This is a genomic window from Streptomyces sp. NPDC093097 (assembly GCF_044754325.1).
Taxonomy (GTDB): Bacteria; Actinomycetota; Actinomycetes; order Streptomycetales; family Streptomycetaceae; genus Streptomyces.
Map to the genome: position 1 here is coordinate 270,134 of NZ_JBIVOW010000010.1, position 15,256 is coordinate 285,389.

Here is a 15,256-nt window from a genome sequence, read left to right on the forward strand (position 1 = left end):
CAACAAGAGGATTGTGCGCGCATGGCGGTGTGTCATCCCTGGTGGTTCGGCTGCTGTGACTGCTGCGACTTCTGCGACTGCTCGATGGCCTCGCGCAGCACCTGACGGTCGTCGAAGGGGCGTACCACTCCGGCGATGTCCTGACCCAGTTCGTGGCCCTTGCCCGCGACGATCACGGTGTCGCCGGGCTCCGCGCGGGCGACGACGGCGGCGATGGCGGCGGCCCGGTCCTCTTCGACAAGGACGGTGCCGCGCTCGTGGACGGGCACCTCGGCGGCGCCCGCGAGCATGGTGGCGAGGATCGCGAGCGGGTCCTCGGAGCGGGGGTTGTCGGAGGTCAGCACGGCGGTGTCGGCGAGCCGGGCCACCGCGGCGCCCATCGGCATCCGCTTCTGCCGGTCACGGTCGCCGCCGCAGCCGAGGACGGCGTGCAGCCTGCCGGTGGTGACCTTGCGCAGGGCGCGCAGAACCGATTCGACGGCGTCCGTCTTGTGCGCGTAGTCCACGACGGCCAGATACGGCTGGCCGGCGTCCACGCGCTCCAGGCGGCCGGGGACCCCGGGGATCCCGGCGACGCCGTCGGCCGCGATCTGCGGGTCGACGCCGGCGACGGCCAGGGCCGTGATGGCGGCGAGCGCGTTGGAGACGTTGAACGGGCCGGCGATCGGGGAGGCGGCGCGCAGCGTCACGCCTCCGGGGCCGTGCACGGTGAAGGTCGAGCCGAGCGCGCCGAGTTCGACGTCGGCGGCGCGCCAGTCCGCGTCCGGGTGGCCCTCGGCGGAGAAGGTGGTGACCGGGACCTCGGACTCGCCGGCGGCCAGCCGGCGGCCGTACGCGTCGTCGAGGTTGACCACGCCGGCCTTGCTGCGCGCCTTCGTGAACAGCTGGGCCTTGGCCTGGAAGTAGTCCTCCATGCCGGAGTGGAACTCCATGTGCTCCGGGCTGAGGTTGTTGAAGACCGCGACGTCGAAGACGCAGCCGTCGACCCGGCCGAGCACCAGCGCGTGGCTGGAGACCTCCATGGCGACCGAGCCCACACCGCGCTCGCGCATCACCGCGAACAGCGCCTGGAGGTCGGTGGCCTCGGGGGTGGTCCGCTCGGACTTCAGCCGCTCGTCGCCGATCCGGGACTCGACGGTGCCGATCAGGCCCGTCAGCGCCCCGTCGCCGCCCTTGGTGGCCGCGGCGCGCAGACCGCCCTCGATGAGGTACGCGGTGGTGGTCTTGCCGGAGGTGCCGGTGATGCCGATCTGGAGGAGGTCCTCGCCCGGCGCCCCGTAGATCGAGACGGCCAGGGCGCCCATCCGTGCGCGCGGGTCGTCGACGGCCAGGACCGGCAGACCGGTCGCGGCGGCGCGTTCGGCGCCCGTCGGGTCGGTCAGGATCGCGGCGGCGCCGAGGTCGGCGGCCTGCGCGACGAAGTCGGCGCCGTGCAGACGGGCGCCGGGCAGTGCGGCGTAGACGTCGCCGGGGCGGACCGCGCGGGAGTCGTGGGTGATGCCGGTGACCTGGACCGCCTCACCGCCGTCCGGGACCGGGATCGCGAGCTGCTCGGCGAGGTCGGTCAGGGGGGTGGGACGGACCTCCTCAGGGCGCGGCGCGCCCGGATATCTGCCGGGGCCGCCCTTCTCCGCTTGCTGGGGTTTCGGGGACTGATCAGCTTGTGACACGGCGGTGAGCGTACCGGGCAGGACGGGCTCGGGGCGAAGTGAGGGCTTCGCCGGGCCGCTGTCGCCGGGCAGGTGCGGGCCGTCGGGGGTGATGGTCGTCACGGCGGTGTTGCCTCGATTTCATTCGCCTGGCTGGAACGTGACCGGCAGCCTCGGCGGCTGCGCACCGGTCGGGGGAACCTGGAGCGTCTTCAGTGCGAACGCCATGACCTGCTGGAATACCGGGCCGCAGACCTGGCCGCCGAAGTAGCTGCCCCGGGTGGGGTTCTGCACGGCGCAGTAGACGGTGATGCGGGGCTTGTCGGCGGGCGCGAAGCCGGCGAAGGAGGCGGTGTAGCCGTGGTAGCGGCCGGTCTTCGGGTCCACCCGGTTGGAGGTGCCGGTCTTGCCGCCGACGCGGTACCCGTCGATCTTCGCCCTGGCTCCGGTGCCCTCCTGGTCGTTCACCACCGATTCCAGCATGGTGGCCAGGGTGGCGGCGGTCTTCTTGCTCACCACGCGGTTGCGGGCGGGCTCGGGGGCCGGGGTGTAGTGGCCGTCCGGTCCGGTGGTGCCGCGGACGAGGCTCGGGGCGATCCGCTCGCCGCCGTTGGCGATCGTGGAGTAGACGGAGGCGGCCTGGACGGCGTTGAGGGACAGGCCCTGGCCGAACGGGATGGTGTACTGCTGCGAGGTGTTCCAGTCCTGCGGCTTGGCCAGGATGCCGTCGGTCTCGCCGGGGAAGTCGAGCCCGGTGGGCCGGCCGATGCCGAATTTCCGCAGGTAGGAGTAGAGGACCTGGTTGGCCTGCGGCTGGGTGGTGCCCAGTTGGCCGGTGGCCAGGATGGTGCCGATGTTGCTGGACTTGGCGAGCACGCCGTTGAGCGTGAGGTGCCAGGTGTCGTGGTCGATGTCGTCCGCGAAGAGCCGGTCGCCGCGGTGCAGCCGGTTGGGCACGGTGACCCGGGTGTACGGGGTCGCGGCGCCCTCCTCCAGGACGGCCGCCATCGACATCAGCTTGCTGGTGGAGCCCGGTTCGAAGGCATCGCTGAGGGCCGGATTGCCCAGGGAGTGGGGGCTGGCCTTGGACAGGTCGTTGGGGTCGAAGCCGGGCGCGTTGGCGAGCGCCAGGATCTGGCCGGTGCGGGTGTCCTGGACGACGACGTAGCCGCGGTCCGCCCCGGATGTGTCGACCTGTGTGCTGATGGCCCGTTGGGCGGCCCACTGGATGTCGCGGTCGAGGGTCAGCTGGACGTCGGTGCCGGGGACGGCGGGGTGCTCCTGGGCGTCGGCGGTGGGCACCCGGCGGCCGCCGGACTGGGCGTAGACCAGCTTGCCGTCCTTGCCGGCCAGCTCCTTGTTGAGCCGGGCCTCCAGGCCGCCGGCCCCCTTGCCCTCGCTGTTCATGAAGCCGAGGACGCCGGCGGCGAGGTCGCCGCCCGGGTAGACGCGCTTGCTGTGCTTGTCGGCGAAGATCCCGACCAGGACGTTGGGGCGGGGGGCGCTCTTCGGGGCGGCGGCCGCCTTGGCGTCCAGCTCCTTGCGGAGGTCCTTGATCTTCTTCCAGACCTGGGGGGTGCGCTGGCGGGCGAGCAGGACGTAGCGGGATTTCGGCCGGTCGAGATCGGCGGCGAGAGTCTCCCGGGGCACCCCGAGGATCGGCGCGAGCAGCGCGGCGGCCCGCTGCGGGGCGTCGTCGATCTTGACCTTGTCGGGCGCCAGCAGGCTCGGGTCGGCGGTGATGTCGTACGCGTCCACGGTGGTGGCCAGGGCCACTCCGTTGCGGTCGGTGATCGCACCGCGCTCGGCGGCCAGTTTGACCGGGACGTAGCGGTTCTCGTTGGCCTTGGCGGCATAGGCCGCGGCGTCCACGCCCTGCACCTGCACCAGCCGGACGGCGAAGGTCAGCATCACCAGCGTCAGCGCCAGCGCGACCAGGCGCAGCCGGGGCCGCGGGCTGACCGACCGCAGCGGGCCGCCGGCCGAGCGGGGGCGGCCCGATCCGGCGGACCGGCGGGCCGCGGGCGTCCGGGGCGCGGCGGAGCGGCGGGCGGGCGGGCGGCCGCCGGACCGGGCGGGGCGCGGCACGCGGCGGGGGTCCCGGGGCGGGGTCATGCCGCGGTCTCCCGGACGTGCACGGGGCGGGCGGGGCACCGCGCGGTGCCGGGCGGACGGCCGGCCGGGGCGGTGGAACCGCGGCCGCGGAGCGCGGGGTGAGGCGTCACGGGATCACCTGCCGGAGGCCGACGGAGCGGACCCGCCCGCCCCGGGCACGCCGACGGGGGCCGGCGCGACGGGCGATGCGGGCGTACGGACGGAGGCGGGCAGCGCGGGGCTCGCCGGTGGGGCCGGGAACGACGGGACCCCCGCGGCACCAGGGGCGAGCGGGCCGGCCGGCATCGGCAGGGCCTGCGGCGTGGCCACCGGGACCGCGGCCACCGGGGCACCCCCCTGGGCCGTCGGCCGCGTGCCCTCCGGGCCGAGCGGCGACGGCCCGGCGGACGCGGACAGTACGGCGCCCGTGGACGAGACCGGGCCCGGCACACCGCGGACGGTGCCGTCCGGCAGCAGGAACGCCGGGTTGCCACCGGGCACCATGCCCAGCTTCCGGGCCCGCCGCGCCAGTGCGTCCGGCGCGGAGTAGGCGTCCACCTCCTGCTGGAGTGCCTGCTGCTCGTCCGTCAGCTCACCGGTCTTCCGCTCCAGCTTGCTCAGCTCGAACGACCCTTGGTTGAGCGCTGAGTTGAGCAGCAGCAGCCCGATCAGCCCGGTGCCCAGCAGCACCACGACCAGCAGCACGAACGGCGTCCGCGCGGCGGTGCCGGTGCGGGGAGCGGAGGGCAGCAGCGCGGCCAGCCGCCATCTGCCGCCCGTCCGGCCCCCCTGCCGGGTCACGCGATGTCCTCGCGGATGCGCTCGGCGCCGCGCAGCCGGGCGGGGGCCGCGCGCCGGTTCTCGGCGACCTCCTCCTCCGTGGGCAGTTCGGCGCCGCGGGTCAGCAGCTTGAGCCGGGGCTGGTAGCGCTCGGGGACCACCGGCAGGCCGGGGGGCGCGGTGTTGCTGGCGCCGGCCGCGAAGACCTGCTTGACCAGCCGGTCCTCCAGCGAGTGGTACGCCAGGACGGCGATCCGGCCGCCCACCGCGAGCGCCTTCACGGCGGCCGGGACGGCCCGCTCGACGCACGCCAGCTCGCCGTTGACCTCGATGCGCAGCGCCTGGAAGGTGCGCTTGGCCGGATTGCCACCGGTGCGCTTGGCGGCCTGCGGCAGCGCGTCGCGGATCAGCTCGACCAGCCGGGCGCTGTTGGTGAACGGCTCCTTCTCCCGCTCCCGGACCACCGCCGCGACGATCCGCTTGGCCTGCTTCTCCTCCCCGTAGGTGCGCAGGATCCGCACCAGCTCACCGGGCGCGTAGGTGTTGAGGACCTCGGCGGCGCTGATGCCGGTCGTCTGGTCCATCCGCATGTCGAGCGGGGCGTCCTGGGCGTAGGCGAAACCGCGGTCGGCCTCGTCGAGCTGCATGGAGGAGACGCCGAGGTCGAACAGGACGGCCTGGACCTTGGGCAGTCCGAGCCGGTCGAGGACCTCGGGGAGTTCGTCGTAGACCGCGTGCACCAGGGTGGCGCGCTCCCCGTAAGGCGCCAGCCGCTCCCCGGCGAGGCGGAGCGCCGACGGGTCGCGGTCCAGCGCGACCAGCCGGGCCTGCGGGAACGTGGCGAGCAGCGCCTCGCTGTGCCCGCCGAGGCCGAGGGTGCAGTCGACGACGACCGCACCGGGCTCGGCGAGCGCGGGAGCGAGCATGTCCAGACACCGCTGGAGCATGACGGGTACGTGGCGAGTATTGCTGCTCATGCGCCTTCCGATGGTGGGCGGCAGGTGGGTCCCCGGCCGTTGGCTGGGGGATGCCGCACGTACCGCTTGGTCCCCGCCCGCTCTGAAGGGGAAGTGGCCCTCCGGCGACGGGGAAGTGACGTCGGATGACCGGTGGAGCGGGAGGAGGCCGAACCGTACGTACGGTCACGCACGCGAGGGATCCGGGATCCAAGGAGAGCGTCACGCCTCCCACTTCGCGCCACTTTAGTCCACCTGCCCTCCCGGTCAATCAACTGGTTCCGCGCGTCCCCCGCACGGTGCGCCCGGAGTTTTCCTCCCGCTGTCGATGGGGACGCCCAACCTGTGGACTACCTCACAAGGTGTGACGTTGCCCCCTCCGCCTACCTGCCAGAGGGGCTGATCAAGCCATGAACGATTACCGTGAATCCATGCCCATACCTGCGTCGCAGCCGCTCCCCCCGTCCGCCGACAGCACCTCCGCCGCCACCGCCACGGTGACCGACCGCCTCATCGAGGCGAACCGGCACTACGCCGGCGCCTTCACCGACCCCGGGATGGACGCCCGGCCGGTGCTCAAGGTCGCCGTCGTGGCCTGCATGGACGCCCGCATCGACCTGCATGCCGCGCTGGGCCTGGAGCTCGGTGACTGCCACACCATCCGCAACGCCGGCGGTGTGGTGACGGACGACATCATCCGTTCCCTGACGATCAGCCAGCGGGCACTCGGTACCCGGTCGGTCGTCCTGATCCACCACACCGACTGCGGTCTGCTCAGCCTGACCGAGGACTTCCGGCACGAGCTGGCGGCCGAGGTCGGCCAGCGGCCCACCTGGGCGGTCGAGGCGTTCAAGGACCTCGACGAGGACATCCGGCAGTCCATGCAGCGGGTGCGCACCTCGCCCTTCCTGCTGCACACCGACGACGTCCGCGGCTTCGTGTTCGATGTGACGACGGGGCTGCTGCGCGAGATCGATCCGCAGGACTGACCTGCGCCGGGACCCGCCGCGACCGGCGGCGGGTCCCGTACTTGACTTGTTTTCGCGCCCGTTTCGCCAGGACTGCCCGGTTGGCCGGGATCGCACGGTGCGAGTTATCCACAGGCCATGACGCGAGGCCGCGCGGGCGGCAAGAATGCGGAGGTGACATCGCGCCGGGCGCCGCCGGGCGGGATGTCGTGCGGGGAGGGCCGGGTCCGTCAAGGGGGCGTCGGCCACCCGGGGACGGGCCGAGGAGAGCCGAGTGACGACGTATGACGAGCGAGCGGGCCTTGCCGATCTGACCACCACCGCCGGGCGGGTGCACCGGTCGGTGGAGGGCGTGATCGAGGGCAAGCCGGAGGTCGTACGGCTCGCGCTGACCGTCCTCCTGGCCGAGGGGCACCTGCTCATCGAGGACGTGCCCGGCGTCGGCAAGACGATGCTCGCCAAGGCGCTGGCCAAGTCCATCGACTGCTCGGTCCGGCGCATCCAGTTCACCCCCGACCTGCTGCCGTCGGACATCACCGGCGTCAGCGTCTACGACCAGCAGCGCCAGGACTTCGAGTTCAAGCCCGGCGCGATCTTCGCCCAGATCGTGATCGGCGACGAGATCAACCGCGCCTCCCCCAAGACCCAGTCGGCGTTGCTGGAGTCCATGGAGGAGCGCCAGGTCACCATGGACGGGCAGACCTACACCCTGCCCAGCCCCTTCATGGTCGTCGCGACGCAGAACCCGGTCGAGATGGAGGGCACCTACCCGCTCCCCGAGGCCCAGCGGGACCGCTTCATGGCCCGGGTGTCGATCGGCTACCCCAGCCCGGCGGCCGAGTTGCAGATGCTCGACGTGCACGGCGGCGCCTCCCCGTTGGACGCCCTGCGCCCGGTGGCGCACGCCCACGAGATCGTGAAGCTGACCGAGGCGGTGCGCGCCGTCCATGTCGCCGAGGGCGTGCGGCGGTACGCCGTCGACCTCGTGTCGGCCACCCGCAGCCATCCCGATCTGCGGCTCGGCGCCTCCCCCCGGGCGACGCTGCATCTGCTGCGCGCCGCGAAGGCCGCGGCGGCCCTGTCCGGGCGGGAGTTCGCGCTGCCGGACGATGTGCAGTCGCTGGCGGTGGCGGTGCTCGCGCACCGCCTGCTGCCCACCGCCCAGGCCCAGTTGAACCGCCGCACGGCCGAGCAGGTGGTGCTGGAGATCGTCCAGCGCACCCCGGTTCCGGACGCGTCCGCCCCGCAGTGGCGGCAGCCGGCCCGCGGCCAGCAGCCGCCCGGCGCACGGGGGGTGTGATGGCCGGCGGGGGGAGCACGACGCCGGAGCAGGGCCAACTGCGCGCGGCCTTCGGGGGGATGACGACGCGCGGCCGGTCGTTCCTGGCGGCCGGGGTGGCCGCCGCGGCCTGCGCGTACCTCCTGGGGCAGGCGGAGCTGCTGCGGGTCGGACTGCTGCTGGCCGCGCTGCCGCTGGTGTGCGTCCTGGTGCTGCACCGCACCCGCTACCGCGTCGCGGGCAGCCGCACGCTCACGCCCGCCCGGGTGCCGGCGGCGGCCGAGTCCCGGGTCCGGCTCCGGGTGGAGAACGTCTCCCGGCTGCCGACCGGCGTCCTGATGCTCCAGGACCGCGTCCCCTACGTCCTCGGGCCCCGGCCGCGCTTCGTCCTGGACCGGATCGAGCCCGGCGGCAGCCGTGAGGTCTCCTACCGCGTCCGGTCCGACCTGCGCGGCCGCTATCCGCTGGGGCCGCTGCAACTGCGCCTGACCGACCCGTTCGGCATGTGCGAGCTGACCCGCTCGTTCACCGCCTTCGACACGCTCACGGTGGTGCCCCGCGTCGAGCCGCTGCCCCCGGTCCGGCTGGCCGGCGAGGCCGCCGGGTACGGCGACGGCGGCCACCGCACGCTCGCGCTGGCCGGCGAGGACGACATCATTCCGCGCGGCTACCGCCACGGCGACGATCTGCGCCGGGTGCACTGGCGCTCCACCGCACGGCACGGCGAGCTGATGGTCCGCCGCGAGGAGCAGCCGCAGAAGGCGCGCTGCACGATCCTGCTGGACACCCGGGCCGCCGCCCACGACGGTTCCGGGCCCGACTCGGCCTTCGAATGGGCGGTGGCCGGCGCCGCCTCGATCGCGCTGCACCTGCTGGAGCGCGGCTTCTCGGTGCGGCTGCTGACCGACACCGGCAGCACGGTGCCCGGCCCGGAGGGCGGCGAATCCGCCGATACCGCGGGCCTGTTGCTGGACAGCCTGGCCGCCGTGGAGCACTCCGCCGAGGAGAGCCTGGCCGCGGCGTACGGCGTGCTGTGCGACGGCGCGGAAGGGCTGCTGATCGCCTTCTTCGGCGAGCTGGACGAGCAGCAGGCCGCACTGGCCGGCCGGATCCGCCGGCGCAGCGCCACCGCGGTCGCCTTCGTCCTGGACGGCGACGCCTGGTCCCGGGGGCCCGGCGGGATCCGCCTCTCCCGCGGTCGGCCGCAGACGGCCGAGCGGCTGCGGATGCTGCGCGAGGCGGGCTGGACGGCACTGCCGGTGGCGCCGGGGGCCGCGCTGGCCGATCTGTGGCGGGCGGCGGGCCAGCCGGGGACGGCACCGGCCGGGTCCGTCCCCGGGCAGAGTGGAGCCGGCGCTTCCGGACGATGTGAGGCGGGCGCATGAGCGGGCGGGCGCGGCTGGCGCTGGGATCGATGGCGGCGACGCTGTGCGCCGGATGCGCGCTGCTGCCGCTGGTGGATCCGATCACCTGGCTGTTCCAGGCGGCGTTCTTGCTGGCGATGGTGACGGCGGTGGGCGCGCTGGCCCGGCGGGTCCCGCTGGCCCGGCCGCTGACGGTGGCCGTGCAGGCGCTGGCGACCGTACTGCTGCTGACCGTGGTGTTCGCCCGCGATCACGCGATAGCCGGGCTGCTGCCGGGGCCGGACACCGTCACCACCCTGGCCGGCCTGGCGCAGGACGGGGTGCGGGACGTCGGCCGGTACGCCATCCCGGCCCCGGTCACCCCCGGCATCCGGCTGCTGCTGGTCTCCGGGGTGCTGCTGATCGGCCTGATCGTGGACGCGCTGGCGGTCACCTACCGCAGCGCGGCGCCGGCCGGACTGCCGCTGCTCGCCCTGTATTCGGTGGCGGCCGGGCTCTCCCAGGGCGGCGCGGGCTGGCTGTCGTTCCTGGTGGCGGCCGCCGGCTACCTCCTGCTCCTGCTGGCCGAGGGCCGCGACCGGCTCTCCCAGTGGGGCCGGGTGTTCGGCGGCCCACCGGCGAGCGGTGGGGCAGAGGCCCGCGGCGGCCGGGTACGCATCCGTACGGGGCGCCGGATCGGCGTCCTGTCGCTGGGCATCGCGCTGCTGGTGCCCGCCGCGCTGCCGTCCCTGAGCGGCGGGCTGCTCGGCCCGGCCGCCGGCGGCACCGGGCCGGGCGGCGGAGGCGGCACCATCTCCGCGGTCAATCCGCTGGTCTCGCTCCAGGACAGCCTCAACCAACCGGAGAACCGCGAGGTCCTCAACTACCGCACGACCGCGGCCGACACCCGCGAGATGTATCTGCGGATCGTCGCCCTGGACCAGTTCGACGGCACGGCCTGGAAGCCCTCCGAGCGCACGGTCACCGACGTCCCCGCCGAGCTGCCCCGGCCGCCCGGCCTGAGCTCCGACGTGTCCGTCACTCGGATCAACACCTCCTTCTCCACCGCCCCTTGGTACGCGCAGAACTGGCTGCCGCTCCCCTATCCGGCGGACAAGGTCGACATCCCCGGCCGCTGGCGCTTCGAGCCCGAGGGCCGCACCCTGGTCGGCGACCGCGGGCAGAACACCCACGGCCTCCAATACCAGGTCGAAAGCCTCCAGGTCCGGCCCACCGCCCACCAGTTGGCCTCGGCCCCGCCGCCGCCCGCCGCGCTGCGGAGCGAGTACACCAAGGTGCCGGACTCCCTCCCGGCCATCGTCCGCACCACCGCCCGCCAGGTCACCCGCGGCGCCCGCACCGCGTACGACGAGGCCGTCAAGATCCAGGACTGGTTCGCCCTCTACGGCGGCTTCAGCTACAACACCGAGGTCCGGGCCGGCAGCGGCACCGAGGCGATAGCCCGTTTCCTGGCGGACAAGGAGGGCTTCTGCGTCCACTTCTCGTTCTCCATGGCGGCGATGGCCCGCACGCTGGGCATCCCGGCCCGGGTCGCGGTCGGCTTCACGCCGGGCACCCGGCAGCCCGACGGCACCACATCGGTGGGCCTGAAGGACGCGCACGCCTGGCCCGAGCTGTATTTTCAGGGCGTCGGCTGGACCCGCTTCGAGCCGACCCCGAGCCGCGGCACCGTCCCCGACTACGCCTATCCGGACGCGGCGCAGCCCACCGGCCCCGGCGGCCCGGACCGTGCACCGGCTCCGTCCACGATGCCCTCGGCCGGGCCGCCCACGGCCCCGTCGTGCGGCCCGGGCGAGCGACGGAAGGGCCCCGGCTGCGTGGCCGTCGCCTCGATACCGCCCGCCACCCCGCCGGGCGACGGCCCCGCGCCCTGGACGCTCGCGCTGGGTGCCCTCGCCGCGCTGCTGGTCGTGGCGCTGCCCGCGGTCCCGCTGCTGTGGCGGGCCCGGGTCCGCACCCGGCGGCTGGCGGGCGGCGGCCCGGGCGCCGACCCCACGGCGCACACCCTCGCCGTCTGGCAGGAACTCCTGGACACCGGCTGGGACCACGGCATCGTCCCGGACGAGTCGCTGACCCCGCGCACGGCGGCCGCCCGGATCATCCGCACCGGGAATCTGCCGCCGGAGGCCGCGGACGCCGCCCGGCGCATCGCCACGGCGGTCGAGCAGGCCCTCTACGCCCCGCAGCCGGCCCCGGCGGCCGGGCTCGCCGCGGACGTCCGGCAGGTGCACGCGGGCCTGCGGGACGGCGCGCCCCGCGCGCTGCGGCTGCGCGCCCGGTTCGCCCCGCGCTCCGCCGCCCGCCTCCGCTGGGCCGCCGCGGCCCGATGGTCGGCGCTCCGGCTGCGCTGCCGGCACAACCGCCCGGTGGCCGCGGCCCGACGCAGGGCGGCCGCCCTGCGTACGGCGAGCCGGCGACGCGGCGAGCGGGCGTAGGCAAACAGGCCGGCGGGGCTGGGCTCGGGGCTTCCGGCGCAGCCCCGAGCCCGGCCCCCACGCCTACGCGGTCCCCGCACCTGCCCGACCCATGCGCGGGCCGCGGGAGTGCACGGGGGAGTGCCGCGCACGCAAAAGGTGCGGCCCCCGATCTCTCGGGGGCCGCACCTCGAAACTCAGACGTGAAGCGGACCGACCTCACCTTGCAGCGGCAGCACCACGGGAATGCATCCCGCCAAGAGCGGCGTCGTCCCGGTCCGTTGCGGAGAACTTGGCCGATTCCGGGCGTGTGAGCCGGTGGTCAGTGACCCTGCTGCTCGTCGCGGCGGCGCTGCCAGCGGTCCTCGATGCGGTCCATCATCGAACGCCGCGACCTGGCCTGGCGGCGGGCCTGCGCTCCGCCCGGCCCCCGGGCGCCGTCGCCGGGCTTGGGAGCCTTGCGCCAGCCGGTGACGGCCAGCACGGCGCAGCCGAGCATGACGAGGAAGCCGACGACACTGACCCAGATCAGCTGGGCGACCATGCCGGCCATGAGCAGGGCGATACCCACCAGGAAGCCCACGACCGCTTGGTAGACCCGTCGCCGGGTGTACGTGCGCAGCCCGCTTCCCTCAAGCGCTGTCGCGAACTTGGGATCTTCGGCGTACAGCGCTCGCTCCATCTGCTCGAGCATGCGCTGCTCGTGCTCCGAGAGCGGCACGGAGTCCTCCTACTCGTCGGTCGCGGGGGAGCGACCGGGTGCGACCCTTTCAGGATAGGCAGGGAATCGCCCCCGTGAAACCCGCCCCTCTACGCCAATTCACCGTCCGTACCGCCGCGGCGGCCGATGGTGATGCTGGCTGCATTCCCCACCCGCCAGTCCGGCATGCCGGAACGTCGTACCCCGATCATACGGGGCGAAGCTGCTGTTCGGGTGGCCTGTGGTCGACCGCACGCGGTGCCCGCGGGCGCCGCCGGGGCCCGGTACGCGGTGCTTCCGGGCGCCGAACCGGGTCCCGCCCCGTGCCGCACCGCCCCGCGTGCGCAGGCACCGGGCGGAGGCAGGGAGCGGGACGACGGACCGGGGGCGCGGACCGGTCCGCGGCCGGGAGCGCGGGTGCGCTCCGACGGCCGCGGCGCGGTACGGCTCGGGAAGCCCGGTGCCGGCTGCGCGGTGCGCGGTCAGTCCCGTTCGGCGAGGACGTGCAGCTGGGTGGCGACGGAGTGGAAAGCGGGCTGCTCGGCCGCGGCGGCCTCCAGCTTCCGCAGGGCGTCGACGGCGCCGGGCTCGGTGTCGACCAGGACGCCGGGGACGAGGTCGGCGAAGACCCGCACGCCGTGGATCGAGCCGACCTGGAGGCCGGTGGCGGTGACCAGGTCGGTCAGCTGCTCGGCGGTGAACCGGCGGGGCATCGGGTCGCCCTCGCCCCAGCGGCCCGCGGGGTCAGTGAGGGCCCGGTGGGCCTCGGTGAAGTGGCCGGCCAGGGCGCGGGCGAGGACCGCGCCGCCCAGGCCGGCGGCGAGCAGGCTGAGGGTGCCGGCGGGGCGCAGCGCGTCGACGGCGTTGCGCAGGCCCTCGGCGGGATCGTCGACGTACTCCAGCACGCCATGGCAGAGCACCGCGTCGTAGCCGCCGCGCTCGACGACCTCGAACAGGCCGTGGGCATCGCCCTGGACGCCGCGGATCCGGTCGGCGACCCCGGCCTCGGCGGCCCGGCGCTCCAGGGCGAAGAGGGCGTTGGGGCTGGGGTCGACGACGGTGACGCGGTGGCCGAGGCGGGCGACCGGAACGGCGAAGTTGCCGCTGCCGCCGCCGGTGTCGAGGACGTCCAGGGCGTCGCGCCCGGCGGCCTTGACCCTGCGGTCCAGGGCGTCCTTGAGGACGTCCCAGACCACGGCGGTACGAAGGGAGGCGCGCGGGCGCAGCGGGTCAGACACGGTGGGTGGCTCCTCGGCGGGGCATGAACATCCAGTCGCTCACCACCCTATTCCGTATTCCGCCCGGTGCCGCGCCGGGCCTGCGCAGCGCAGCAGGTCGCGCGGTCAGCCGGCCCGGTCCCAGCCCTCGCGGGGCGGGTCCCCGGCCCGCTGCGGGGGCGGCGCCGGATGCCGCCGCAGCATCCGCTCGACCAGGCGGAGGAACATCCCGGCGTCCCTGAGGAGGTCGTCGGCGTCGCGGTGGCTCGCCGCGCCCGTCATGCCGGCCTCGGCCCTGGCCCGGCGGGCGGCACCGGCCGCGAACAGGGCGCTCCACTCGGTGAGTTCGGGAGCGACCTCGGGGAGCAGCTCCCAGGCGCTTCGGATGCCTGCGCCACGGCCTCGCCGGGCGGCGGGCCCGCGGCCACGGTGCGCGGTGGCCGCCGGCCGGGCGCGCACGGCGAGGACCGCGGCCGCGGTGCGCAGCGCGGCCAGGTGCGCGGTGGCGAACCGTTCGTTGGCGGATTCCAGGACGGCGGCCTCGTCGAGGCCGTGCCGGGCCTTGGCGAGCAGGGCGAGGGCGGCGGGCGGGGCCGCCGCCCGGCGCGGGACGGGGTGGACATCGCTCGGGGGACCGTACGCCGCGGAGCTGCCCGCGGCGGGACGAGCTGCCATGACGAACCTCCTGTCGTCGCACGCCACTTGGGGAGCGGCGTGACGATGCGGACCGTATGCGCCCATCGTGCGGCACACCACTGACAATCGGTCGTGACCTGCGGTTTCCCGGGAAAACGGACAGCGGGTCGGCGACCCGGCGCCCGGACGGCGCGGCAGCGCGGCGCTGGCGGCGTTCGCCCTCGGGACGCTCGAAATGGCCTCCCCGGCGGCGCAGGGTCGCCAGGTGGTGCGCAGGAAGGACCGCCACCCGGAGTCGAACCCGGTGAACTACGGCCCGTCGACCGCCGGCGCCCTGCCCAAGACGCCACGCATCACGCACCGATCCGGCGCAACCGGCACAATCGCCCCTATGGACAGCTCCCACACACGCCGCGACGCGACCCGGCGCAAGCTCTTCGAGGCCGCGGTCACGCTCATCGCCGAACAGGGCTTCTCCTCCACCACGGTGGACGAGATCGCCGAACGGGCGGGGGTCGCGAAGGGCACCGTGTACTACAACTTCGCGAGCAAGAACGTCCTCTTCGAGGAGCTGCTGCGGCACGGCATCGAGCTGCTGGCGACCTCCCTCCAGACGGCCGCCGACGAGGTCACCGACCGGGGCGGCAGCCGGATCGACGCGCTGGACGCGATGATCCGGGCCGGGCTGGACTTCATCGCCCGTTACCCGGCCCTCACCCAGCTCTACGTCGCCGAGCTGTGGCGCACCAACCGGGCCTGGCAGTCCACGCTCATGGTGGTGCGGCAGCGGGCCATCACGGTGGTGGAGGGCGTACTGCGGGAGGCGGTGACCAGCGGGGAGCTGAGCGAGGAGATCGACATCCCGCTGACCGCCTCGGCGCTGTTCGGCATGGTCCTGGTGGCCGCCCTGGACTGGCAGTCGTACCAGCCGGACCGGTCGATCGACGACGTGCACGCGGCGCTGTCGCGGCTCCTCCAGGGGCGGGTCACCGGCCACTCCGCCTGAGGGCGGGCGGCCCGCCCGGCGCCCCCGGGGGCCGGGCGCACATGAGCGCTGCCCTGGCACGGATCGTTCCCCCATCCGATCCGACCAGGGCAGCGCCGTCCCCCGTCACTCCCCCGTACCGTCCGGGAGCCACTCCGCTCCGCCGCCCCGTGTCGGCGGTGCGGTGCCGCGTCCCTTCCGTGGCCCCTACTCT

The 15,256-nt window shown here is 74.6% G+C and carries 12 protein-coding genes; 5 read left to right on the plus strand and 7 right to left on the minus strand.

The genetic code is table 11. The features are described from left to right. Nucleotides 1-32: 32 nt before the first annotated feature. The 4 genes from ACIQE0_RS19710 to rsmH all read right to left on the minus strand — a co-directional run bounded on the left by ACIQE0_RS19710 (nucleotide 33) and on the right by rsmH (nucleotide 5,500). A complete protein-coding gene (locus tag ACIQE0_RS19710; protein WP_402333719.1) occupies nucleotides 33-1,772 on the minus strand; it encodes a UDP-N-acetylmuramoyl-L-alanyl-D-glutamate--2,6-diaminopimelate ligase in 1,740 nt (579 codons plus the stop codon). A gap of 18 nt (nucleotides 1,773-1,790) precedes the next feature. Continuing rightward, nucleotides 1,791-3,764, minus strand: coding sequence for a peptidoglycan D,D-transpeptidase FtsI family protein (locus tag ACIQE0_RS19715; protein WP_402333722.1), 1,974 nt, complete (start codon nucleotides 3,762-3,764; stop codon nucleotides 1,791-1,793). 114 nt (nucleotides 3,765-3,878) lie between these two features. Continuing rightward, nucleotides 3,879-4,544 carry a septum formation initiator family protein gene (locus ACIQE0_RS19720; RefSeq protein ID WP_402333725.1) on the minus strand — a complete coding sequence of 222 codons (666 nt, stop codon included), beginning with the start codon at nucleotides 4,542-4,544 and terminating at the stop codon, nucleotides 3,879-3,881. Further along, entirely contained in the window at nucleotides 4,541-5,500 is a 960-nt protein-coding gene (gene rsmH / locus ACIQE0_RS19725) for a 16S rRNA (cytosine(1402)-N(4))-methyltransferase RsmH (protein ID WP_366331743.1), read from the minus strand. Before rsmH ends, ACIQE0_RS19720 begins: the two co-directional genes overlap by 4 nt. Nucleotides 5,501-5,910: 410 nt before the next feature. Between rsmH and ACIQE0_RS19730 the strand changes: the two genes are divergently transcribed. The 4 genes from ACIQE0_RS19730 to ACIQE0_RS19745 all read left to right on the plus strand — a co-directional run bounded on the left by ACIQE0_RS19730 (nucleotide 5,911) and on the right by ACIQE0_RS19745 (nucleotide 11,525). Beyond that, nucleotides 5,911-6,468 carry a beta-class carbonic anhydrase gene (locus ACIQE0_RS19730; protein WP_384104853.1) on the plus strand — a complete coding sequence of 186 codons (558 nt, stop codon included), beginning with the start codon at nucleotides 5,911-5,913 and terminating at the stop codon, nucleotides 6,466-6,468. Nucleotides 6,469-6,721: 253 nt separating this feature from the next. Continuing rightward, entirely contained in the window at nucleotides 6,722-7,747 is a 1,026-nt protein-coding gene (locus ACIQE0_RS19735) for a MoxR family ATPase (RefSeq protein WP_366331741.1), read from the plus strand. Then, nucleotides 7,747-9,111, plus strand: coding sequence for a DUF58 domain-containing protein (locus ACIQE0_RS19740; protein ID WP_402333728.1), 1,365 nt, complete (start codon nucleotides 7,747-7,749; stop codon nucleotides 9,109-9,111). Before ACIQE0_RS19735 ends, ACIQE0_RS19740 begins: the two co-directional genes overlap by 1 nt. Beyond that, complete coding sequence (locus tag ACIQE0_RS19745) at nucleotides 9,108-11,525, plus strand: transglutaminaseTgpA domain-containing protein (protein WP_402333731.1); 2,418 nt, start codon at nucleotides 9,108-9,110, stop codon at nucleotides 11,523-11,525. Before ACIQE0_RS19740 ends, ACIQE0_RS19745 begins: the two co-directional genes overlap by 4 nt. A gap of 301 nt (nucleotides 11,526-11,826) precedes the next feature. Here ACIQE0_RS19745 and ACIQE0_RS19750 read toward each other — a convergent pair whose 3' ends face one another. The 3 genes from ACIQE0_RS19750 to ACIQE0_RS19760 all read right to left on the minus strand — a co-directional run bounded on the left by ACIQE0_RS19750 (nucleotide 11,827) and on the right by ACIQE0_RS19760 (nucleotide 14,096). Beyond that, on the minus strand, nucleotides 11,827-12,225 hold the full coding sequence (locus ACIQE0_RS19750; RefSeq protein WP_402333734.1) for a DUF3040 domain-containing protein: 399 nt from the start codon (nucleotides 12,223-12,225) through the stop codon (nucleotides 11,827-11,829). Nucleotides 12,226-12,686: 461 nt separating this feature from the next. Next, nucleotides 12,687-13,442, minus strand: coding sequence for a methyltransferase (locus ACIQE0_RS19755; protein ID WP_402333737.1), 756 nt, complete (start codon nucleotides 13,440-13,442; stop codon nucleotides 12,687-12,689). 105 nt (nucleotides 13,443-13,547) lie between these two features. After that, the gene (locus ACIQE0_RS19760; protein WP_402333740.1) at nucleotides 13,548-14,096 is read right to left on the minus strand and encodes an SAV_6107 family HEPN domain-containing protein; all 549 of its coding nucleotides are present in this window, start codon (nucleotides 14,094-14,096) and stop codon (nucleotides 13,548-13,550) included. A gap of 352 nt (nucleotides 14,097-14,448) precedes the next feature. On the opposite strand from ACIQE0_RS19760, the gene ACIQE0_RS19765 reads away from it, so the two are divergent. Further along, nucleotides 14,449-15,063: a TetR family transcriptional regulator gene (locus ACIQE0_RS19765; RefSeq protein ID WP_366331735.1), complete on the plus strand. Its 615-nt coding sequence runs from the start codon at nucleotides 14,449-14,451 to the stop codon at nucleotides 15,061-15,063. Nucleotides 15,064-15,256: the final 193 nt, after the last annotated feature.